Annotated in this window: 25 protein-coding genes and 1 other RNA gene; 15 read left to right on the top strand and 11 right to left on the bottom strand. The window is 63.7% G+C overall.

All coding sequences use genetic code 11. The features are described from left to right. The first annotated feature begins 66 nt into the window (after positions 1–66). From U6115_RS13605 to U6115_RS13560, 10 genes are all read left to right on the top strand, one after another. The gene (locus U6115_RS13605; protein ID WP_043577372.1) at positions 67–867 is read left to right on the top strand and encodes an alpha/beta fold hydrolase; all 801 of its coding nucleotides are present in this window, start codon (positions 67–69) and stop codon (positions 865–867) included. A 98-nt stretch (positions 868–965) separates the two neighbouring features. Next, positions 966–2,039, top strand: coding sequence for a prephenate dehydratase (gene pheA, locus U6115_RS13600; RefSeq protein ID WP_043577369.1), 1,074 nt, complete (start codon positions 966–968; stop codon positions 2,037–2,039). 61 nt (positions 2,040–2,100) lie between these two features. After that, on the top strand, positions 2,101–2,691 hold the full coding sequence (locus U6115_RS13595) for an LOG family protein (RefSeq protein ID WP_043577366.1): 591 nt from the start codon (positions 2,101–2,103) through the stop codon (positions 2,689–2,691). A gap of 8 nt (positions 2,692–2,699) precedes the next feature. Then, positions 2,700–3,311: a hypothetical protein gene (locus U6115_RS13590; RefSeq protein ID WP_047236718.1), complete on the top strand. Its 612-nt coding sequence runs from the start codon at positions 2,700–2,702 to the stop codon at positions 3,309–3,311. Continuing rightward, positions 3,308–4,264 carry a hypothetical protein gene (locus U6115_RS13585; protein WP_052258152.1) on the top strand — a complete coding sequence of 319 codons (957 nt, stop codon included), beginning with the start codon at positions 3,308–3,310 and terminating at the stop codon, positions 4,262–4,264. Before U6115_RS13590 ends, U6115_RS13585 begins: the two co-directional genes overlap by 4 nt. A 12-nt stretch (positions 4,265–4,276) precedes the next feature. Beyond that, complete coding sequence (locus tag U6115_RS13580; RefSeq protein ID WP_043577364.1) at positions 4,277–4,858, top strand: uracil-DNA glycosylase family protein; 582 nt, start codon at positions 4,277–4,279, stop codon at positions 4,856–4,858. A 103-nt stretch (positions 4,859–4,961) separates the two neighbouring features. Then, positions 4,962–6,233, top strand: coding sequence for a nitronate monooxygenase (locus U6115_RS13575; RefSeq protein WP_043577362.1), 1,272 nt, complete (start codon positions 4,962–4,964; stop codon positions 6,231–6,233). A gap of 339 nt (positions 6,234–6,572) precedes the next feature. Then, positions 6,573–7,274 carry a GTP cyclohydrolase I gene (gene folE, locus U6115_RS13570; protein ID WP_043577359.1) on the top strand — a complete coding sequence of 234 codons (702 nt, stop codon included), beginning with the start codon at positions 6,573–6,575 and terminating at the stop codon, positions 7,272–7,274. A gap of 13 nt (positions 7,275–7,287) precedes the next feature. Then, a complete protein-coding gene (locus tag U6115_RS13565; RefSeq protein ID WP_043577453.1) occupies positions 7,288–7,710 on the top strand; it encodes a BLUF domain-containing protein in 423 nt (140 codons plus the stop codon). A gap of 63 nt (positions 7,711–7,773) precedes the next feature. Beyond that, positions 7,774–8,181 carry an FKBP-type peptidyl-prolyl cis-trans isomerase gene (locus tag U6115_RS13560; RefSeq protein ID WP_043577357.1) on the top strand — a complete coding sequence of 136 codons (408 nt, stop codon included), beginning with the start codon at positions 7,774–7,776 and terminating at the stop codon, positions 8,179–8,181. A gap of 65 nt (positions 8,182–8,246) precedes the next feature. On the opposite strand, the gene U6115_RS13555 is transcribed toward U6115_RS13560, so the two are convergent. From U6115_RS13555 to U6115_RS13535, 5 genes are all read right to left on the bottom strand, one after another. Continuing rightward, positions 8,247–8,735, bottom strand: a complete 489-nt coding sequence (locus tag U6115_RS13555; RefSeq protein ID WP_043577354.1) for a GAF domain-containing protein — start codon at positions 8,733–8,735, stop codon at positions 8,247–8,249. Between the two features lie 102 nt (positions 8,736–8,837). Next, the gene (gene phbB / locus U6115_RS13550) at positions 8,838–9,578 is read right to left on the bottom strand and encodes an acetoacetyl-CoA reductase (RefSeq protein WP_043577352.1); all 741 of its coding nucleotides are present in this window, start codon (positions 9,576–9,578) and stop codon (positions 8,838–8,840) included. A 114-nt stretch (positions 9,579–9,692) separates the two neighbouring features. Further along, positions 9,693–10,568 (bottom strand): ribosome small subunit-dependent GTPase A, encoded by an 876-nt coding sequence (rsgA, locus tag U6115_RS13545; protein WP_043577349.1) that lies wholly within the window; start codon positions 10,566–10,568, stop codon positions 9,693–9,695. After that, positions 10,565–10,891: a 4a-hydroxytetrahydrobiopterin dehydratase gene (locus U6115_RS13540; protein ID WP_043577347.1), complete on the bottom strand. Its 327-nt coding sequence runs from the start codon at positions 10,889–10,891 to the stop codon at positions 10,565–10,567. Before U6115_RS13540 ends, rsgA begins: the two co-directional genes overlap by 4 nt. Continuing rightward, complete coding sequence (locus U6115_RS13535; protein WP_043577345.1) at positions 10,888–12,135, bottom strand: M48 family metallopeptidase; 1,248 nt, start codon at positions 12,133–12,135, stop codon at positions 10,888–10,890. Before U6115_RS13535 ends, U6115_RS13540 begins: the two co-directional genes overlap by 4 nt. Positions 12,136–12,214: 79 nt before the next feature. Here U6115_RS13535 and orn point away from each other — a divergent pair, with 79 nt between their 5' ends. From orn to U6115_RS13515, 4 genes are all read left to right on the top strand, one after another. Continuing rightward, positions 12,215–12,760: an oligoribonuclease gene (gene orn, locus U6115_RS13530; protein WP_043577343.1), complete on the top strand. Its 546-nt coding sequence runs from the start codon at positions 12,215–12,217 to the stop codon at positions 12,758–12,760. 90 nt (positions 12,761–12,850) lie between these two features. After that, positions 12,851–14,503 (top strand): glucose-6-phosphate isomerase, encoded by a 1,653-nt coding sequence (gene pgi / locus U6115_RS13525; protein WP_043577341.1) that lies wholly within the window; start codon positions 12,851–12,853, stop codon positions 14,501–14,503. Next, positions 14,493–14,993 carry a CinA family protein gene (locus U6115_RS13520; RefSeq protein WP_043577338.1) on the top strand — a complete coding sequence of 167 codons (501 nt, stop codon included), beginning with the start codon at positions 14,493–14,495 and terminating at the stop codon, positions 14,991–14,993. The genes pgi and U6115_RS13520 overlap by 11 nt, the downstream gene beginning before the upstream one ends. Before the next feature lie 66 nt (positions 14,994–15,059). Next, a complete protein-coding gene (locus U6115_RS13515) occupies positions 15,060–15,809 on the top strand; it encodes a sterol desaturase family protein (protein WP_043577335.1) in 750 nt (249 codons plus the stop codon). Between the two features lie 12 nt (positions 15,810–15,821). Here the strand turns inward: U6115_RS13515 and xerC are convergent, their stop codons facing one another. The 4 genes from xerC to U6115_RS13495 form a co-directional block, all read right to left on the bottom strand. Then, a complete protein-coding gene (xerC, locus tag U6115_RS13510) occupies positions 15,822–16,712 on the bottom strand; it encodes a tyrosine recombinase XerC (protein ID WP_047236701.1) in 891 nt (296 codons plus the stop codon). A gap of 1 nt (position 16,713) precedes the next feature. Further along, positions 16,714–17,562 carry an AAA family ATPase gene (locus U6115_RS13505; RefSeq protein WP_043577333.1) on the bottom strand — a complete coding sequence of 283 codons (849 nt, stop codon included), beginning with the start codon at positions 17,560–17,562 and terminating at the stop codon, positions 16,714–16,716. Between the two features lie 81 nt (positions 17,563–17,643). Continuing rightward, a complete protein-coding gene (locus U6115_RS13500) occupies positions 17,644–18,057 on the bottom strand; it encodes a TerB family tellurite resistance protein (RefSeq protein ID WP_043577331.1) in 414 nt (137 codons plus the stop codon). A gap of 17 nt (positions 18,058–18,074) precedes the next feature. After that, a complete protein-coding gene (locus tag U6115_RS13495) occupies positions 18,075–18,503 on the bottom strand; it encodes an acyl-CoA thioesterase (protein WP_043577328.1) in 429 nt (142 codons plus the stop codon). Between the two features lie 135 nt (positions 18,504–18,638). On the opposite strand from U6115_RS13495, the gene U6115_RS13490 reads away from it, so the two are divergent. Continuing rightward, positions 18,639–19,088 carry a universal stress protein gene (locus tag U6115_RS13490; protein WP_043577326.1) on the top strand — a complete coding sequence of 150 codons (450 nt, stop codon included), beginning with the start codon at positions 18,639–18,641 and terminating at the stop codon, positions 19,086–19,088. A 104-nt stretch (positions 19,089–19,192) separates the two neighbouring features. On the opposite strand, the gene U6115_RS13485 is transcribed toward U6115_RS13490, so the two are convergent. Together U6115_RS13485 and ffs are read right to left on the bottom strand one after the other, a co-directional pair. Then, on the bottom strand, positions 19,193–19,516 hold the full coding sequence (locus U6115_RS13485) for a helix-turn-helix domain-containing protein (protein ID WP_043577324.1): 324 nt from the start codon (positions 19,514–19,516) through the stop codon (positions 19,193–19,195). 263 nt (positions 19,517–19,779) lie between these two features. Continuing rightward, positions 19,780–19,878: signal recognition particle sRNA small type (ffs, locus tag U6115_RS13480), an RNA gene on the bottom strand. Positions 19,879–20,016 lie beyond the last annotated feature (138 nt).

Here is a 20,016-nt window from a genome sequence, read left to right as displayed (position 1 = left end):
CGGGCCGGACGGCGGCAGGCAGCCGCCGGCTTGTGAAAAATAAGAATGAGGTTATCAGAGGGGCTTATGCGGGAAACCATACACTTCGCCCACGCCAACAGTTTTCCGGCGTCGGTGTATCGCAAGCTGCTGGGGCGGCTGGCCGAACGCCACCACGTCGGCTATCTCGACACCATCGGGCATGATCCGGCCTACCCGGTCACCGATTGCTGGCCGCGGCTGGTGGAGGAGAGCATCCGCTTCATCGAGTCGAACTACGCCGGCCCGGTGGTCGGCGTCGGGCATTCGCTGGGCGGCTTTCTGATGTTTTACGCCGCCTTGAAGCGGCCGGAGCTGTTCCGCGCCATCATCATCATGGATTCGCCGCTGATGGGGCCGTCGCGCTCCTTCGGCATCTGGCTGGCCAAGCGGCTGGGCTTCATCCAGCGGGTGACGCCGGGCGGCAACACGCTGAAGCGGCGCGACAACTGGGCGTCGGTGGAGATGGTGCGCGATTACTTCGCCCGCAAGCCGGCGTTCGCCCGTTTCGACCCGGAGTGCCTGGCCGACTACGCCGAACTCGGCACCCAGGACGACGGCCGCGGCGGGCGGCGGCTGAAATTCCGCCCGCAGGTGGAGCATGACATCTACGCCACCTTGCCGCACGATTTCCCCCGCCATCGCGGCCGGCTCAAGGTGCCGGCGGCTTTTTTAGCCGGCGCCGGCTCCGACGTGCTGGGCGAATCCGACCTGCGCTTCATGCGCAGGCATTTCCCGATGCGGGTGGAAACCCAGCGGGGCAGCCACCTGTTTCCGCTGGAACACCCGCTAGAGACGGCCGACCGCATCCTGCAGCTGCTGGAGCAACTGGCGCCGCGCCAGCCGTGAGAGCCGGTCTTTTGCGCCAGGTGCTTGCGAGCGGCGGCCATCTCGCGGAAACTTAGCCTATCGAAAGGCCAGTTTGTCATCGTGAAAGACGGGAACCCGTGTCGGAATCACTACTCAAGCAACACCGCGACGCCATCGACGCCATCGACGTCGAAATCCTCACCCTGCTGAACCAGCGCGCCAGCCATGCCCGCGAGATCGGCGAGATCAAGGGCGGCGGCATCATCTACCGTCCGGAGCGCGAGGCGCAAGTGCTGCGCCGGCTCAAGGATCTCAACCCCGGTCCGCTGCCGAGCGAGTCCATCGCCCGCCTGTTCCGCGAAGTGATGTCGGAATGCCTGGCGCTGGAAAAGCCGCTGTCCATCGCCTATCTGGGGCCGGAGGGCACCTTCAGCCAGCTGGCCACGGTCAAGCACTTCGGCCATGCCGCCCGCGCCGTCGCCTGTGCTTCCATCGACGAAGCCTTCCGCCTGGTGGAGTCGCGCGCGCTGGATTACGTGGTGGCGCCGGTGGAAAACTCCACCGAGGGCGCGGTCGGCCGCACGCTGGACCTGATGGTCAGCTCGCCGCTGAAGATTTGCGGCGAAGTGGTGCTGCGCATCCATCACCATCTGCTGCGTAGCGCGGAGGGGTTTGACGGCATCCGCCGCGTCTACGCCCATGCCCAGGCGCTGGCGCAATGCCACGAGTGGCTGAACAAGAACCTGCCGGCCGATGTCGAACGGGTGTCGGTCGCCAGCAATGCCGAGGCGGCGCGGCTGGCTTCGGAAGATGCCTCCGCTGCCGCCATCGCCGGCCAGGCCGCCGCCGAGCGTTACGCGCTGCTGAAACTGGCGGAAAACGTAGAGGACGAGCCCAACAACACCACCCGTTTCCTGGTGCTGGGCCTGCAGGATGTCGGCGTCACCGGCCAGGACAAGACTTCGGTCGTGGTGTCCGCCCCCAACCGCCCGGGCGCGGTGCACCAGTTGCTGGAGCCGGTGGCCGCCAATGGCGTGTCGATGAGCAAGTTCGAGTCGCGGCCATCGCGCGCGGGACTGTGGGACTATGTGTTCTTCATCGACCTGGAAGGCCATCGTCAAGACGAGCGGGTGCAAAAAGCGCTGGCTGGCCTGGGCGAGCGCACCTCCTTCGTCAAGGTGCTGGGCTCCTATCCGGCTGCGGTGTTGTGAGGCTTTAAGACTCCAACGGGGCCGGAACTGTCCGGCCCTTGTTCTTTTGGGAATGCATGAGATGAGCGAGATAAAAGCGATCTGTCTGTTTTGCGGCTCCAACAAGGGCGCCAAGCCCGAATACGAGGCCGCCGCCCGGATTTTCGGCCGCACGCTGGCCGAGCAGGGCGTCACGCTGGTCTACGGCGCCGGCAAGGTGGGGCTGATGGGCGTGGCTGCCGACGCGGCGCTGGAGGCCGGCGGCCGTGTGGTGGGAGTGATCCCCGAATTTCTGAAGGCCAAGGAAGTGGCCCACCTGGGGCTGAGCGAGTTGCACGTCACCGAGACCATGCACCAGCGCAAGGCGCTGATGGCTCAGTTGTCCGACGGTTTCATCGCCTTGCCCGGCGGTTTCGGCACTTTCGACGAGCTGTTCGAGATTTTGACCTGGGCGCAGCTGTCGGTGCATGACAAACCGGTCGGAGTGTTGGATGCGGCAGGCTTCTTCCAGCCTCTGCAAGCCATGGTGCGCCATGCGGTGGAAGAGGGCTTCGTGCCCCCGGGCAATCTCGATCTGTTCCGCATCGACGCCAGCCTGCCGGCCATTCTGGACTGGATGCGGGCTTATCGCCCGCAACCGGTGGCCAAGTGGCTGGAGCTGGCGAAAACCTGATGCCGGCCATGCGTTCTCCGTCCGCCAATCGGGCGACTGTCTGGCAGCGCCTGCGCCGCGCGGCCAGCTGGCCGCTGGTGCTGCTCCTGGCCGCCGTCATCGCGTTTGAAGAGTATGCGTGGGACGAGCTTGCCGCGGGGCTGGCGTGGCTGGCCAAGTGGCCGCCGCTGACGCGGCTGGAGCGCTGGGTGGCCACGCGTTCGCCGCGCGTGGCGCTGGCGCTGTTCCTGTTGCCGGCTCTGGCGCTGCTGCCGGTGAAACTGGGCGCTTTGTTCCTGATCGAGCAGGGGCACGCGCTGTTGGGGCTGGGGGTGATTCTGCTGGCCAAGCTGGGCGGGACGGCGCTGGTGGCGCGCTTGTTCGCGCTGACGCGTCCGGCCTTGATGCAGGTGGCGTGGTTCGTCCGGCTGTACGGGAAGTTCAATGCCTGCCGCGATTGGGCGTTCGAGCGGCTGCGCAGTTCGCTGCCGTGGCGTTGGGCCCGGCTGGCGTTGCGCCGGGTTAGGCGTTGGCGCGGACAGCCGTCGGCATTCTCGCGGCTGGTACGCAGGCTGGCCGGCAAATGGACGCATGCGCGGCGTTCCGAGGGACGGAGCGGCGCGAGAGGGGAAACCGAATGATCATAGTGATGAGCGGCAAGGCCGCGGAAGCGGATATCCAGGCGGTGGCCGAGCGCATCGCCGCCGCCGGCTTGAGCGCCCATGTTTCGCGCGGCTTGGAGCGCACGGTGATAGGCGCGGTGGGCGAGGAGCGCGGGTTGGAGCCGGCGATGTTCGAAGACCTGGCCGGCGTGGAGCGCGCGTTGCGGGTGGTCAGCGAATACCGGATCGTCTCGCGCGAGGCGCAGCCGGAGGGCAGCGCGATCCGCATCGGCCATTGCGAATTCGGCGACGCCGGCTTCGCCTGGCTGGGCGGTTGCGCCTCCGCCCGCGGGCTGGATGAGCTGGCGCCGGTGGCGCGCAGCGTCAGCGAGGCGGGCGGCGGGCTGATGTTCGGCGGCGGCGCGCGCCGTCACGGCAATCCCTATCAGCACCAGACTTTCGGCGTCGCCGAACTGGAGGCCTTGCGCGAGGTTTCCAGCAGTTTTGGCCTGGCCGCTGCGGCGGAGCTGTCCGATGTGCGCCTGCTGGACATGCATCTTGAGCTGCAACTGGACGCGCTGCTGATCGCGCCGGACAGCTTGCGCAATATCGAGCTGTTGCGCGAAATCGGCCGCATCAACAAGCCTGTCATCTTGCAGCGGGACAATCGGACATCGCCGGCCGGCTGGCTGCTGGCCGCCGAGCGCATCGCCGCCGGCGGCAACCACCAGATCGTGCTGTGCGATTGCGGCCGCGAAGGCGACGGCCCGGGGATGGATGTCGGCGAGATCGCCTGGCTGCGGCAGGAGACGCACCTGCCGGTGATCGCGGCGCCGGTCGCCGCCGGCGGGCAAGCGCTGGCGCAGGTGCTGGCGCGCGCGGCGCTGGCCGCCGGCGCGAGCGGCCTGCTGCTGGAGACCGACCGCGACGGCAGAATGGCGGCGGGCGGCCTGGCGGATTGGCTGTCGGGTCTGCAGCCGGTTGGGCGTTAGCAGGGCGATGCGATGACGGCGCTGCCGGAGCTGTTGGGCAAGATCGCCGAATGCCAAGCCTGTGCCTCGTCGTTGCCGCATGCGCCGCGCCCGGTGCTGCGCGCCTCGACGCGTTCGCGCATTCTGCTGGCGGGGCAGGCGCCGGGCAGCCGCGTGCATCAGAGCGGCATCCCCTGGGACGATGCCAGCGGGCGGCGCTTGCGCGAGTGGCTGGGGGTGGACGAGGCGGTTTTTTACAATGAAGACTGCTTCGCCATCGTGCCGATGGGATTCTGTTATCCGGGCACGGGGGCGAACGGCGATTTGCCGCCGCGGCCGGAATGCCGGCGGTTATGGCACCCGCAGTTGCTGCCGCTGTTGACGGATGTGAGGCTGGTGCTGGCGGTGGGGGCCTATGCCCAGGCCTATCACCTGCCGGACCGCAAGGCGACGCTGACGGAAACGGTTGCCGGCTGGCGCGAATATTTGCCGCGCCGCATGCCGCTGCCGCATCCCAGTCCGCGCAATCGGTTGTGGTTGAGCCGTCACCGCTGGTTTGAAGAAGAGCTGTTGCCGGAGCTGAAATTGCGGGTCGCCGCCGCGCTGGAGTCTTGATTCCGGCGGTTTGGGCTCGGCATGAGCAAAAACTCTAAAATTGTGGATTTTCCCCATGCCCCGGGCGATAATGCCGCCCAGCACTATGGAGAGACCCGTCACAATGAAGTGTGTTGATGATTTTCGTCTAAGGCTGGGCAAGCAGGAGCTGGTCCCCGTCATGATAGGCGGCATGGGAGTGGACATTTCCACCGCGACCCTGGCTTTGGAAGCCGCCAGGCTGGGTGGGGTCGGCCACATTTCCGATGCGATGGTTCCCACCGTCACCGACCGCCGCTTCAATACCAAATACGTCAAGAGCAAGCTGGCCCGTTACAAATTCAACGTCGAAAACCCGGACAAGTCGCTGGTGCAGTTCGACCTGGGCCTGCTGGAGGAAGCCACCCGCCTGCATGTGGGCAATACCATGCAGCGCAAGGAGGGCGGCGGCCTGGTGTTCATCAACTGCATGGAAAAGCTGACGATGAACGCGCCGAAGGAAACGCTGCGGGTGCGCATGCGGGCCGCGCTGGACGCCGGCATCGACGGCATCACCCTGGCCGCGGGCCTGCACTTGGGCTCTTTCGCCCTGATCGAAGACCACCCCCGTTTCCGCGACGCCAAGCTGGGCATCATCGTGTCTTCGTTGCGCGCCTTGCAGCTGTTTCTGAAGAAGAACGGCCGCAGCGGCCGGCTGCCTGACTACGTCGTGGTGGAGGGGCCGCTGGCTGGCGGCCACTTGGGCTTCGGCATGGATTGGGCGCAATACGATCTCGCCAGCATTTTCGGCGAAATCCGCGACTGGCTGCGGTCCGAGCAGCTCGATATTCCGCTGATCCCGGCTGGCGGCATCTTCACCGGCAGCGACGCCACCGCTTTTCTGGAAGCGGGCGCCGGCGCGGTGCAAGTCGCCACCCGCTTCACGGTCAGCCGCGAGTGCGGCCTGCCGGAGAAGGTGCAGCAGGAGTATTTCAAGGCCAGCGAGGAAGACATCGAGGTCAACCAGCTGTCTCCCACCGGCTATCCGATGCGGATGATCAAGAGTTGCCCGGCCATCGGCGACAGCATCCGGCCGAATTGCGAAGCCTATGGTTATTTGCTGGACGCCAAGGGCAGCTGCTCCTACATCGACGCCTATCACAAGGCGCAACAAGAGGCCGCGCCGGGCGCCAAGCGCGCGCCAGTATGGGAAAAAACCTGTCTGTGCACCCATATGCGCAATTTCGATTGCTGGACCTGCGGCCATTACGCTTACCGGCTGAAAGATACCTCGCACCGCCGGGAAGACGGCAGCTATCAACTGTTGAGCGCCGAGCACGTGTTTCAGGACTACCAGTACAGCAAGGACAACAAGATCGCGCTGCCTCCCCGCGAGGTGTGCCTGATGGTGGGCTGAGGCGCGATTTTCCGCTTGGTTGGCGGCATCCATTCCCTGAGGGGATTGGGTGCCGTTTTTGCATTGTCGATGGCGCGCGACATGCAGTGGCTTAGGAGGGGCAGCCATTCTAATGGCATTGCGCTTTCCGTTTGTCCATGGCAGTCTTGCTGGCTGTTCTGGCCGGAACCTGCGCCGCAGGCCGGCTGATTGTTTGCATCATCCCCTGGCCTGTTCTACCATCGGCGCAGCAAACGGCTTTGCGGAGCGCCCGTTTGCGGGCGGAGCGCCATGCCTGCATCGCATAGTTGCGGTATATTCCGGAATGATTTCCATTTTCTTGCGAACAAGTAATAAACAATGAGCAAAATCGACAAGCATGACCAGCAGGAAGCGGTTTCCCAAAAAATACGCTATCGCTTGAAACAGGCGGGAGCGCGCTTCCACGCCAACGACAATATCGCCGCCTTCATCGAGGAGGGCGAACTGGACGCCCTGCAGGACGAAGTGCAGGCCAAATTGGCGGGCGTGCTGGAAAGCCTGGTGATCGATACCGAGAATGACCACAATACGCGGGATACGGCCAAGCGGGTGGCCAAGATGTTCGTGCGCGAGGTCTTCCGGGGCCGCTATGCGGCGATGCCGTCCAGCACCGAGTTTCCCAATGTCGAGCGTCTCAATGAGTTGATGATCGTCGGCCCCATCACGGTGCGCAGCGCCTGCTCGCATCATCTGTGCCCCATCATCGGCCGGGTGTGGGTGGGCGTGATGCCGAATGAAAATTCCAATTTGATCGGCTTGTCCAAGTACGCGCGTCTGATCGACTGGGTGATGACCCGGCCGCAGATCCAGGAGGAGGCGGTGTCGCAGATCGCCGAATTGTTGATGCGCAAGCTGCAGCCGGACGGTCTGGCCATCGTGATGGAGGCCGACCACTTCTGCATGCACTGGCGTGGCGTGAAGGACAGCAACAGCAAGATGACCAATAGCGTGATGCGCGGCTCTTTCCTCACCAACCCCGATCTGCGCCGCGAGTTCCTGTCCCTGATGCACAAACCCTGAAAGGAGCATGGCCATGCTGGTTCGCCTGATCTATTGCAGCCGGGCGCAACAACTGATAGACCAGGCGCTGGTGGACGACATCTTGAGCGCCTCGCGTAAATACAATCCCGCTCTGGGTATCACCGGGCTGCTGTGCTACAGCAAGGATGTTTTTATGCAGGTTGTTGAGGGCAGCAGGGCGCATGTCAACCGCTTGTACCTGAAGCTTGCGCGCGATCCCCGCCATCATTCGCTGACCTTGCTGTCTTTTCACGAGATAGAGCAGCGCAAGTTCGCCAACTGGAGCATGGCTGAGGTGGCGCTGGACAAGCTGAACGCCTCGCTGATCCTGCGCCATTCGCCGCTGCCGGCGCTGGAGCCGTTCACCATGCCCGGCGCCGGCGCGGAACGCCTGCTGGAGGATCTGGCCGAATCCGGCAGCATCCAGTACCGCTGAGCATTTTCTCATGCGGGCGGCTTGTCGCCGCCCTCGCTTTACGACATCCACGGAAAACAAACCATGTCCCGATTCCGCATCATCGCCGCGCTGGCCCTGCTGGGCGCCGCAGCGGCAGTCCAGGCGGCGCCCGCCGTCAAAACCTTGCCGTCCGGCGTCAAGATCGAGATCCTCGCCGCCGGCAAGGGCGCGACGCCCAAGGCCAGCGACACCGTCAAGGTGAACTACCGCGGCACTTTCAAGGACGGCAAGGAGTTCGATAGCTCCTACAAGAACGGCGGCCCGATCAGCTTCCCGCTGAATCGCGTGATTCCGTGCTGGACCCAGGGCGTCAGCGCGCTCACCGTGGGCAGCAAGGCCAAGCTGTTCTGCCCGGCGGCCACCGCTTACGGCAGCCGCGGCGCGCCGGGCGCGATCCCGCCGAATACCGATCTGTATTTCGAGGTGGAACTGCTGGAAATCCAGAAGTAAGCTCGAGCGATGATAAAAAAAGCCCGCATGCGCGGGCTTTTTTGTTGGCGGGAGGCGTCCGGCGCTCAGGCAGGGAACAGCGCCGCCAGCGGCGCGACGATGCGCTCCAGGTAATCGGCGTCGGTCTGGTCAAAGCTGGCGAGCTGGTCGGAGTCGATGTCCAGCACCGCGACGACTTTGCCGGCGGCGTCGCGAATGGGCACCACCACTTCGGAGCGGGCGCTGGACGAGCAGGCGATGTGGCCGGGGAAGGCGTCGACGTCGTCGACCAGCAGCGTGCGGTTCTGCGCCCAGGCGCTGCCGCAGACGCCGCGGCCATGCGGGATGCGGGTGCAGGCGATGGGGCCCTGGAATGGCCCCAGCACCAGCTGTTCGCCCTTGACCAGGTAGAAGCCGGTCCAGAGCCAGTCGAAAGTCATCGCCAGCGCGGCGGACAGGTTGGCCAGCGCGGCGACGAGGTCGGTTTCTCCGGCGACGAGCGCGTGGGCTTGCGGCAGCAGCGCCTGGTATTTCTCTTCCTTGCCGCCGTTTTCGACGATCAGATGTTCAGCCATGGGTATTGCTTGTCAGTTGGGTGGGATGTGACAGCATACACGGCTTTGGCAAAAAGAAAACGCCACCCAGGGTGGCGTTGTTCTCGACCGGCGCTGCCGGCGTCACATCATGTGCTGGCCGCCATTCATGGCGATATTGCTGCCGGTGATGAAGCCGGCGTTTTCGGAGCAGAGGAAGCCGACCAGCGCGGCGATTTCTTCCGGCTTGCCCAGCCGGCCCACCGGAATCTGGGCGACGATCTTGCTGCGCACGTCCTCCGGCACCGCCATCACCATTTCGGTGGCGATGTAGCCTGGGGAGATGGTGTTGACCGTCACGCCCTTCTTCGCCACTTCCTGCGCCAGCGCCATGGTGAAGCCATGCATGCCGGCCTTGGCGGCGGAGTAGTTGGTCTGGCCGAACTGGCCCTTTTGGCCGTTGATCGACGAGATATTGACGATGCGGCCGAAACCCGCTTCCAGCATGCTGTCCAGCACCGGCTTGGTCATGTTGAACACCGAGTCCAGATTGGTGCGGATCACCGCGTCCCAATCGTCTTTGCTCTGCTTCTTGAAGCTGGCGTCGCGGGTGATGCCGGCGTTGTTGACCAGAATGCTGATCGGGCCGATGTCCTTGGCGATGCGGGCGGCGATGTCCTGGCAGGCGGCGAAGTCGGTGACGTCGCATTGGTAGCTGTGGATGTCGTTGAAGCCAAGGCCCTTCATGTCGGCATGCCAGGCTTGCTCGCGGCCCGGTTTGCTATAGGTGGTCACTACGATGTGGCCGGCTTCTGCCAATGCTTTGCAAATGGCGGATCCAATGCCGCCCATGCCGCCGGTGACCAGCGCAATCCTTTTCGTCATGATGCTGACTCCTCTGTCGTTGCCTAAGTTTATTCTTCCGTAATGCTCATTCCCTTTTGTTACAGCATATGTAGGCAGCCATAAAAAGTAAATAAAGAGCGTGTGCTCTTTTATTTACAATCTTACCGGCGCTAGATCTTGAGTCAGCCGTTGCAGCAAGTCCAGCCGATGCCGGCTAATGGCGCCTGTTTCTGCTGCAGCCATGATCGCACAATTCGGCTCTACGCGATGCGTGCAGTTGTGGAAACGACACTGGCCAATATACTGGCGCATCTCCGGGAAATAGTGGATTAAATCCGCTGCTTGCAGGTGCTTTAAGCCAAATTCTTGCAGGCCTGGCGAATCGATCAGGTGACTGCTTTCGTCCAGGTGGTATAGCGCCGCGTGGGTGGTGGTGTGGCGGCCTGAGTCGAGCGCGATGGAGATGTCGCCGATGCGCGCGTTGGCGTCCGGCAGCAGCGCGTTGGTGAGTGTGGACTTGCCCATGCCAGACTGCCCGACCAGCACGCTGGTATGCCCTTGCAGCAAGGGCAGCAGCGGCGAGAAATCCTGCTTGGCCGACAATGTGACCAGTTGGTAACCAAGCTTTACATAGAGTTGCAATTTCGCCAGCAGCGCCGGCGTTTCCGGCAGGTCGCACTTGTTGACCACGATGACGGGTTCGATGTCGCCGGCTTCGGCGGCGATCAGGCAGCGGCCCAGCAGCTCTTCGTTGGGGCTGGGCACGGCGGCGATGACGAACAGGATGCGGCTGACGTTGGCGGCGATCACCTTGGCCTTCCAGTCATCCTGGCGGTAAAGCAGGCTGCTGCGCTCGCGCGAGCGCTCGATCACCGCCTGCTCCTGGTTCTGGATCAGGATGTCGACGAAATCGCCGCAGGCGAAGTCGACGCGCTTGCCGCGGGTGGTGCAATCGTAGGTGCGGCCGTCGGCTTCGACGATGAAACGGCGGCCATGGCTGCGTATGATCTGTCCGGTGCTGGCTGTCATGGGCGGCTGATCAGGGCTTCGGCTTTGGCCGCGCAGATGAAGTCGTTGAGGGTGAGGCCGCCGGCGTCGTGGGTGCTGAAGTTCACCACCGCGCGGTTGTAGTGCACCGACATGTCCGGATGATGGTCTTCGCGATGGGCGATCCAGGCCAGCGCGTTGACGAAGGCCATGGTGTCGTGGAAGTCGGCGAAGCGGAAGGTCTTGCTCAGCTCGATGCCGTCGATTTGCCAGTCCGGCAGGCCGGACAGCAATTGCTTGACGGTGTTTTCCGCCAGCGGGCTTTGGCCGTGTTGCGGGGTGCAGGACAGTTCCAGCAGATTCATGATTGGCTTCCTTTCAGGTGTTGGATGCGCAGCGCGGCGGGCGGGTGCGAATCGTAGAAGGCGGAGTGGATAGGGTCGGGCGTCAGCGTGGCGCCGTTGTCGCGGTACAGCTTCACCAGCGCGCTTTGCAGGTCGGCGGCGCGGGTTTCACCGGCGGCGAAGTCATCGGCCTCGTATTCGTGCTTGCGCGACGAGCGGCTGGACAGCGGCGTCAGCGGGAAGGTGAAGGCGGGAATGGCGATCATGAACAGCAGCAGCGCCATCGCCGTGCTGGGCGCGGTGACGCCGAGGCCGGCGTAGAACCAGGGCGCGTGCAGCAACTGGCCGAGCAGGGCCAGGAACAGCAGCGACAGCGTGAAGGCCACCGCGATGCGCTTGGCGATGTGGCGGCGCTTGTAGTGGCCCAGCTCGTGCGCCAGCACCGCTTCGATCTCGTCGTGGCTCAGCTTTTCCAGCAATGTGTCGTAGAACACGATGCGCTTGCCGGCGCCGAAGCCGGTGAAATAGGCGTTGCTGTGGCTGGAGCGGCGCGAGCCGTCCATCACGTAAACGCCGTTGCTGCGAAAGCCGGTGCGGGCGAGCAGCGCGTCTATCCTCGCCTTCAGCGCCTCGTCCGCCAATGGCCAGAACTTGTTGTACAGCGGCGCGATCAGGATCGGGTACAGCACCAGCCCCAGCAACTGCACCAGGCACAGCACCAGCCACACCCACAGCCACCATGCAGGCCCGGCGATGTCCATCAGCCACAGCACTACCGCCAGCAGCGGCAGGCCGATCAGGATGGAGATGCCGATGCCGCGCAGCTGGTCCAGCAGGTAAAGCCGCGGCGTCATTTTGTTGAAGCCGAAGCGCACTTCGACGCCGAAGGTGCCGTACAGGCTGAGCGGCAGCGATATCAGGCTGCTGAGCACGGTCATGCAGACGATCAGCGCCATGCCGGACAGCAGCGGGGAGGCGAACCACTGCTGGCTGTGGAGGGCCAGCCACTGCAGGCCGCCGCCGAAAGTGAAGGCGGCCGCCAGCGCGGTGTCCACCCAGGCCGACAGCAGGCCGAGCCGTGTTTTGGCGATGGTGTAGTCGGCGGCGTGCCTATGCTGCTCCAGCGTGATATTGTCGCGGAAGGCGGCGGGCACGGCATGGCGGTTGCCGCCGACATGGCGGATGTGGCGCCAGCCCAGCCACAGCTTCAGGCTGAGCGTGGCCGCCAGCGCGATGGCGAAGAGTAGGGAGAATGCCTCTATCATGGGTATCCGTACGGGTATCGGGTTTGCCGCGGAGGCGGCAATGAAGGAAAATGGCAGGGTTTTCTAAAGACTGACTAGTATGGCACAAGATACCAATAACCTCATCTGGCTCGACATGGAAATGACGGGCCTGAATCCTGACTCCGACCGCATCATCGAAGTGGCGATGATCGTCACCGACAGCCATCTGAACGTGGTGGCCGAGTCGCCGGTGCTGGTGGTGCACCAGAGCGACGCCATCCTGGATGGCATGGACGACTGGAACAAGAACACCCACGGCAAGAGCGGCCTGATCGAGAAGGTCAAGAACTCCGCTATCAACGAAGCCGAGGCCGAACAAGTGCTGCTGGCGTTCATGATGCAGTACGTTCCGGAGCGCGGCAGCCCGATGTGCGGCAACACCATCCACCAGGACCGCCGCTTCATGGCGCGCTGGATGCCCAAGCTGGAGGCCTACTTCCACTACCGCAATCTGGATGTTTCCACGCTGAAGGAGCTGTGCAAGCGCTGGAAGCCGGAGGTGGCCAAGGGCGTGGTGAAGCGCGGCAAGCACGAGGCGCTGGCGGACATCCTCGAGTCTATCGAGGAAATGCGCTACTACCGCGAGCACTTCCTCAAGCTTTGAGGCGCGGGGCAGCATTGCCTGACAGCGGGGCCGGCGCGGAGTAACGCCGGCCCTTTTGTTCACCAGTTCATCATTCCACTGGCAGAAAACATGGTCGCACATCGCCACGCCGACATAAACGCCACGCCGATCTGGGCCAAGCTGCACCAGCATCAGCGCGCCACCCGCCACATGCATATGCGGGAGCTGTTCGACACCGACCCTCAGCGTTTCCAGCGCTTTTCGCTGGAGTTGGACGGACTGCTGCTCGACTACTCGAAAAACCGCATCACCGAGCGCACGCTGGAATTGCTGTTCGATCTGGCGCAGGCAGCCGATCTGAAAGGCTGGATGGAGCGGATGCGTGCGGGCGAGCGCATCAATGTCAGCGAAGACCGCGCGGTGCTGCACACCGCGCTGCGGCTGCCGGCGGGCGCCGCATTGCAGCTGGACGGCCGCAACGTGACGGCAGAAGTGCATGATGTGCTGGACAGGCTGCGCCGCTTCAGCGACAGCGTGCGCGACGGCGCCTGGCTGGGGTTTTCCGGCCAGCGGATGCGCGATGTGGTGAATCTGGGCATAGGCGGTTCCGACCTGGGGCCGCGGGTGGTGCAGGAGGGCTTGGCCGCCTACGCGCACGCCGAACTCAATGTGCATTTCGTGTCCAATGTCGACGGCCAGCACCTGGCGCGCACGCTGGCGCGGCTGGATCCCGCCTCCACGCTGTTCATCGTCGCCTCCAAATCGTTCACCACGCCGGAGACGCTGCTCAACGCCCAGGCGGCCAAGGCCTGGTTTCTGCAGGCCGGCAGCGAGGCCGACATCGCGCGCCATTTCGTGGCGGTTTCCACCAACGAGCCGGCGGTGCGCGCCTTCGGCATCGATCCGCAGCAGATGTTCGGCTTCTGGGACTGGGTGGGCGGGCGCTATTCGGTGTGGTCCGCCATCGGCCTGCCGGTGATGATGGCGGTGGGTTACGACAATTTCCGCGCCTTCCTGGACGGCGGCCACGCGATGGACCGCCACTTCTTCGAGGCGCCGTTCTGCGCCAACATGCCGGTGCTGATGGCGCTGATAGGCATCTGGTACAACACTTTCTACCAGGCCCATACTCATGCCATCATGCCTTACGACCACGGCCTGCGCAGCCTGCCGGCCCATATCCAGCAACTGGACATGGAGTCCAACGGCAAGCGGGTGGGGCGTTTCGGCGAGGCGCTGGATTTCGACACCGGGCCGGTGATCTGGGGCGAGGAGGGCGCCAATAGCCAGCACGCTTTCTTCCAGCTGCTGCATCAGGGCACCCGCCTGGTGCCGTGCGACTTCATCCTGCCGCTGAACAGCCACTATCCGGTCGCCAACCAGCACGAGGTGCTGGTGGCTAACTGCCTGGCGCAGACCGAGGCGCTGATGCGCGGCAAGGCCGAAGCCGAAGTGATGCAGGAACTGAGCCACTTGTCCGGCGAAGAGCTGGACATGCTGCTGCCGCAGAAGCTGTTCCCCGGCAACCAGCCGTCCAACACGCTGGCGCTGGACCGGCTGACGCCGTACAGCATGGGCATGCTGATGGCGCTGTACGAGCACAAGGTCTTCGTGCAGGGCGTGATCTGGGGCATCAATTCCTTCGATCAATGGGGCGTCGAGTACGGCAAGCAGCTGGCGCGGCGCATTTTGCCCGAGTTGTCGGGCGCAGCCGCCGAGCTGTCGCATGACAGCTCCACCAACGGGCTGGTCAAACATTTCAGGGAACGTCATGGCAGATAGCAAACAGTTGGCGGTCGATCTGGGGCTGCTGTTGTCGGCGCGCGGCGAGAGCGTGGCTACCGCCGAGTCGTGCACCGGCGGCTTGATCGCCGCGGCGCTGACCGATGTGCCCGGCAGCTCCGCCTGGTTCAGCCACGGCATCGTCAGCTACGGCAACCAGGCCAAGCAGCAATTGCTAGGCGTGCAGGCGGTGTCGCTGATCGACCATGGCGCGGTCAGCGAAACGGTGGTGCGGGAGATGGCGCAGGGCGGCCAGACGCTGGCGGATTCGGACTGGGCGGTGGCGGTGTCCGGCATCGCCGGGCCGGGCGGCGGCTCGCCGGAAAAGCCGGTGGGCCTGGTCTGGTTCGCGATCGCCCATCCTGGCGGGCAGACCGAGGCCTGGCGCTGCCTGTTCGCCGGCGATCGCGAGGCGGTCAGGCGGCAGGCAGTATGCGAGGCCCTGTCGCAGCTGGAAAAGCGTGTCCGCAGCCATGTCCATCTGGCGTGACGGCGGGGAGCTGGGCGGGCGCGGCAGCCTGCCGGTCCGATTCAGGATTTTGCATATGGGTAGCGAATGGAGTTTTACGCATTTCCGGCGATAGCCTTGTTGTTCGTCGGCATCTTCACCCGCGAGGTGATCGCTCCGGCCTCCCGCAATGCCTGCGACCGGCGCTGGCTGGCGTTGGCGTCGATTCTGGGCGCGGCCACGGCGGCGGTGACGCTGGCTGTCGGTTTTCTTTTCGCCGGCTTGATCCGTGAAGTTTCGCTGATCCCGGCGGCGCGCGGCTGGCCGGACATCGCAGTCGGCGCGGCCAGTTTCCTGCTGACCAGTTTCGTCTTCTATTGGTGGCACCGGGCGACGCACGCTTCCGACTGGCTGTGGCGGGTGTTTCACCAGCTGCATCACAGCCCGAAGCGGGTGGAGGCGTTGACCGCGCTCTACGCCCATCCGCTGGATTCCGCGGCGGCGGTGCTGATCAGCGCGTTTTCCAGCTATCTGGTGCTGGGCGCGACGCCAGCGGCAGCCGCCTGGGCGCTATTCTTCACCAGCGTGTTCGATCTGTTCCTGCACAGCGACCTGAAAACGCCGCGTTGGCTGGGATATCTGTTCCAGCGGCCCGAAATGCACACCGTGCACCATGCCTACGGCCACCATGCCCAAAACTACGGCCTGCCGGTTTGGGACTTGCTGTTCGGCACCTGGAGCAATCCGGCGGAGCGGGTGGCGCGGCTGGGTTTCGATGACGATAAGGCGGAGCGGGTGCGCCACATGCTGTTGTTTCGCGATGTCCACAAAAGCGGCGCGGACGACGCCGAACGTTGACGCCGTCGGCGCTCAGTCGTCGTCGGGCTGCGCTTTTTTGCGGGCCCTGGGGTGGGCGTTGTCGTAGACCTTGGCCAGGTGCTGGAAGTCCAGCGCGGTGTAGATCTGGGTGCTGGACAGGTTGGCGTGGCCCAGCAGTTCCTGCACCGCGCGCAGGTCGCCCGACGACTGCAACATGTGCGAGGCGAAGGAGTGGCGCAGCATGTGCGGGTGCACGTGCTGATTGGCGCCGGTCTTGATCGCCCAGTCGCGCAGGCGGTTTTCGATCTGCCGTCCGCCCAATCGCCGCCCGTGGCGGGCGGTGAATAGCGCGCTTTCGCCATCTTGCGCCACCCTTTGCGCCAGCCACTTGTTCAGCCAGCTGGCCGCTTCGGCGCCTATCGGCGTCAGCCGCGTCTTGTTGCCCTTGCCGCGCACGCGCAGCAGATGGTCGGCGAAGTCGACGTCGTCCAGATTCAGCGCCACCGCTTCAGATAGGCGCAGTCCGCAACTATAGATCAACTCGAAAATGGCGCGGTCGCGCACTTCCAGCGCGTCGTCGCCGTCGATGCGGTCCAGCAGTGCGGCGGCGCTGTCCACCGGCAGGGCCTTGGGCAGCAGGCGGTCGCGTTTGGGCGCGTGCAGGCTGGCGGCGGGATTGTCGTCGCGCAGGCCGTTTTGCTGCAGCCAGTGATAGAACTGCCGCCACGACGACAGCCGGCGCGCCAGGGTGCGGCTGCCCAGGCCCTGGGCGTGCAGCTTGGCCAGCGCCCGCTTCAATTCGTTGACGCCGGCGGCGGCCAGCGGCGCCGGCCGCAGCATGGCGGCCAGCAGATTCAGGTCGGCCCGGTAGGCGGACAGCGTGTGGGCGCTGCGCCCGGCTATCGCCAGCTGGTCGATGAAATGCCGGATCGGGTCGTCCATGTCAGTTGCGGCGTCGGGCCATCTGCATCAGGCGCTCGAACAGCTGCAGATCCTGTTCGTTTTTCAGCAGCGCGCCGGCCAGCGGCGGCGGGGCGTTGCGCGCATGGCGGTTTTCCAGCTCGTCGGCGCCGATGTTTTCGCCGCACAGCAGCTTCAGCCAGTCCAGCAGTTCGGAGGTGGTGGGCTTTTTCTTCAGGCCCGGCAGCTCGCGGATGGAGAAGAACACTTCCAGCGCCTGCTTGACCAACTGCTGGCGGATGTCGGGGAAGTGCACGTCGATGATGGACTGCATGGTGTCGGCGTCGGGGAAGCGGATGTAATGGAAGAAGCAGCGGCGCAGGAAGGCGTCCGGCAGCTCTTTCTCGTTGTTGGAGGTGATGATGATGATGGGACGCTGGCGCGCGCGCACGAACTGCTGGGTTTCATGGACGAAGAATTCCATCTGGTCCAGTTCGCGCAGCAGGTCGTTGGGAAACTCGATGTCGGCCTTGTCTATCTCGTCTATCAGCAGCACCGGCGCCTGTTCGGCCTCGAAGGCTTGCCACAGCTTGCCCTTGACGATGTAGTTGGCGATGTCGTGCACTTTGTCGCCGCCCAGCTGGGAGTCGCGCAGCCGCGACACCGCGTCGTATTCGTACAGGCCGTGCTGGGCCTTGGTGGTGGATTTGATCGGCCAGACGATCAGCTCCCGGCCCAGGCTGGCGGCGACCTCTTCGGCCAGCATGGTCTTGCCGGTGCCGGGTTCGCCCTTGATCAACAGCGGGCGTTGCAGGGCGATGGAGGCATTGACGGCCATCATCAGATCGTCGGTGGCGATATAGCGTTCGGTGCCGGTGAAGCGCGTGTTCATTGTCGGTTTCGGTATCTTGGGTGGTGGAATGCAAAAAGCAGCCGCGGGGACTGTGCGCCGCGGCTGCTTCCATTTTTGGGCTCAGCGGGCGAATTCGCGCTCGAGATCGTCGAGAGAGATGCTCCAGCTTTTCATCATGTAGCTGAGCAGCGCCATTTCGCTGTCGCTGATGGTGCCGTCCGACTTGCTGATGTCCATGGCCAGCACGCAGGTCAGGATGCGCTTGCGGTGGTCGCTGACTTCGGACAGCAGGTTGTCGATTCTTTCGCGGTCCAGCAGGCGGATCGCGCCATCGTCGCCGGCTTCGTCCGACACATCGTCGCAGAAGTCGCGCAATACCTGGGCGAACTGTTTGCGCGGCAGGTTGATCAGGTGGTAGACATGCAGCTTTTCCAGCAGCTCAAGCTCGCGCGGGTCCATATTGCCGTCGGTGATCATGAACATGGCCAGGAGTCTGGCCAGCGCCTCTGGGCTGTTGGGCGGGTAGTTTCTCATGGCGCCATTCCTTTTTTCTATTGGCTGAGCTTGCCGGAAAACGCTTCCGGCATGGGGGCGACTTTGCGTGCCTGGTAGTCGAAAAAGACGATACCTGTCTTCAATCTTGCCACTTCTTTGCCAGTGTTGTCATCGACTGCTTGATAAATGAGGTCGAGGCCGTGGCGGCCGATATCCGCGACGCCGATGCGGAAGCGCAGCCGGTCGCCGTGGAAGGCCTCGGCGCGGTAGCAGGCGGCGACGTCGGCGATGACGATGCCGGCTCCCTCCACCGCCAGCTCGCTGGCGTAGCCTAGCTGTTTGAACAGGCGCAGCCTGGCTTCCTGGGCCAGTTTGAGCAGCGCGTCGTTGCCAAGATGTCCGGCGTAGTTGATGTCGCCGATGCGGACTTCCAGCGCGGTGTCGAAAATGAAGCGGGGCGGCAGTTCTATCTGGATGCGGGCCATGGCGGGATCCTGCGGAGGTGGGCTGTGTGGCGGATATGGCCTTTATGTCAAAGGAAGCTAATCTGTGTCAAACGGTACCGGCAAGGGTTTGATAGACTGAAGGTGTAGGCCAAACTCGTAGAGGAGCTGAGCGTCATGTATCAGAGAATCTTTGTGCCTGTCGACGATAGCGACACTTCCAATATGGCGCTGAACGAGGCGTGCAAGCTGGCGAAGGAGTTCGGGTCGTCGATCAGGCTGGTCCACGTGGTGGATCTGGCGCAGTTCGGCTGGGGCGGGACGGAGTTTCTGGACGCCACCGAATTGCAAAAGTCGATCAAGCAAGCCGGCGAGCAGGTGTTGGGACAGGCCGGCGAGCGCGCGAGGGCGCTGGGCGTGGAGCCGGAGTGCAAAATCCTGGAGAGCTGGGGCGACAAGATCGCCGCGGTGTTGTCCGACGACGCCAGCGTCTGGGGCGCGGATCTCTTGGTGATGGGCACCCATGGTCTGGGCGGCCTGATGCACCTGCTGATGGGCAGCGTGGCTGAAGGCGTGCTGAAGGTGGCCGACATGCCGGTGCTGCTGATCCGCAACCCTGGCGATTAGTCAGCAGGCATGGGCGGCGGCGCCTGTCGGCGATTGTTCGACATTCGGAATGTGAAAAAGCCAGCGCGGCGGAGGCCGGGCTGGCTTTTTTGTCGGACCGGATATCAGCCGGCGGTGGCTTCGGCGCCGCCTTCCTGAGCTTCGATCTTGGTGCGAACCGCTTTGCGCAGGCTCTTGTACAGATCGGGGTGGGTCTCTTTCAGGTACTCGACGATCTCGAAGTCTTCGCGGCGTACCTTGGACAGGTCGATCTGCTCGACATGCACCAGGCGCAGCAGTTCGCGCACCGGCTTGGGCATGTTGCGGCCGCTTTCGTAGCGGGAGCCGCCGGATTGGGTGACGCCGATGCGGCTCCAGAATTCTTGCTGGTTCAGGCCAAGCTTGCGGCGGATTTCCCGAGGGTTCGGGATTTTTTCAAACAGTTTCATGAGTGTTCCTCTCGTATCTGAACAAATGGTTCTAGTATTTTTTTAGGACTTCGCCCTGCTTACTAAAAATAGCAAAAAAAATTCAACAGGAATATTTATGATGCAGGGAAATTAGTGAAGTTCCATGAATTTGAAAATTCAACTTTGCTAATGTTAGCGGAATCTTATCGTCAAGGACAATGGGATTTGATGGCGACGTCGTAATTTGGCTGAAAAAGTGTCGCAAATCTGCAATTGAGCTTGGCGGAACTAAAGAGGGGAGGGGTGGCGAGCCTGACCCCCGGCACTTGCACTAAATAACTGTGGCTGCTTCCTTCCGGACCTGACCAGGTTCGCTATCGTGCAATGCGGGGAGGCCCGCCATAGAGAAAACGGATTGTATCCAAAGCCGTGCTAGTTGCCAAGCATTTTTTATGCAGCGCTTTGCCTCCCCGCCGCCGAGCATGATGATGAGGGCGGCCGCTATTGCCTGCAGGCCACGCCGGGTGCAGACTCTGGAA

Origin of the sequence: Chromobacterium subtsugae, from assembly GCF_035919665.1 — a bacterium.
GTDB lineage: Bacteria > Pseudomonadota > Gammaproteobacteria > Burkholderiales > Chromobacteriaceae > Chromobacterium > Chromobacterium subtsugae.
This window is presented reverse-complemented; position numbering and strand designations above follow the sequence as displayed.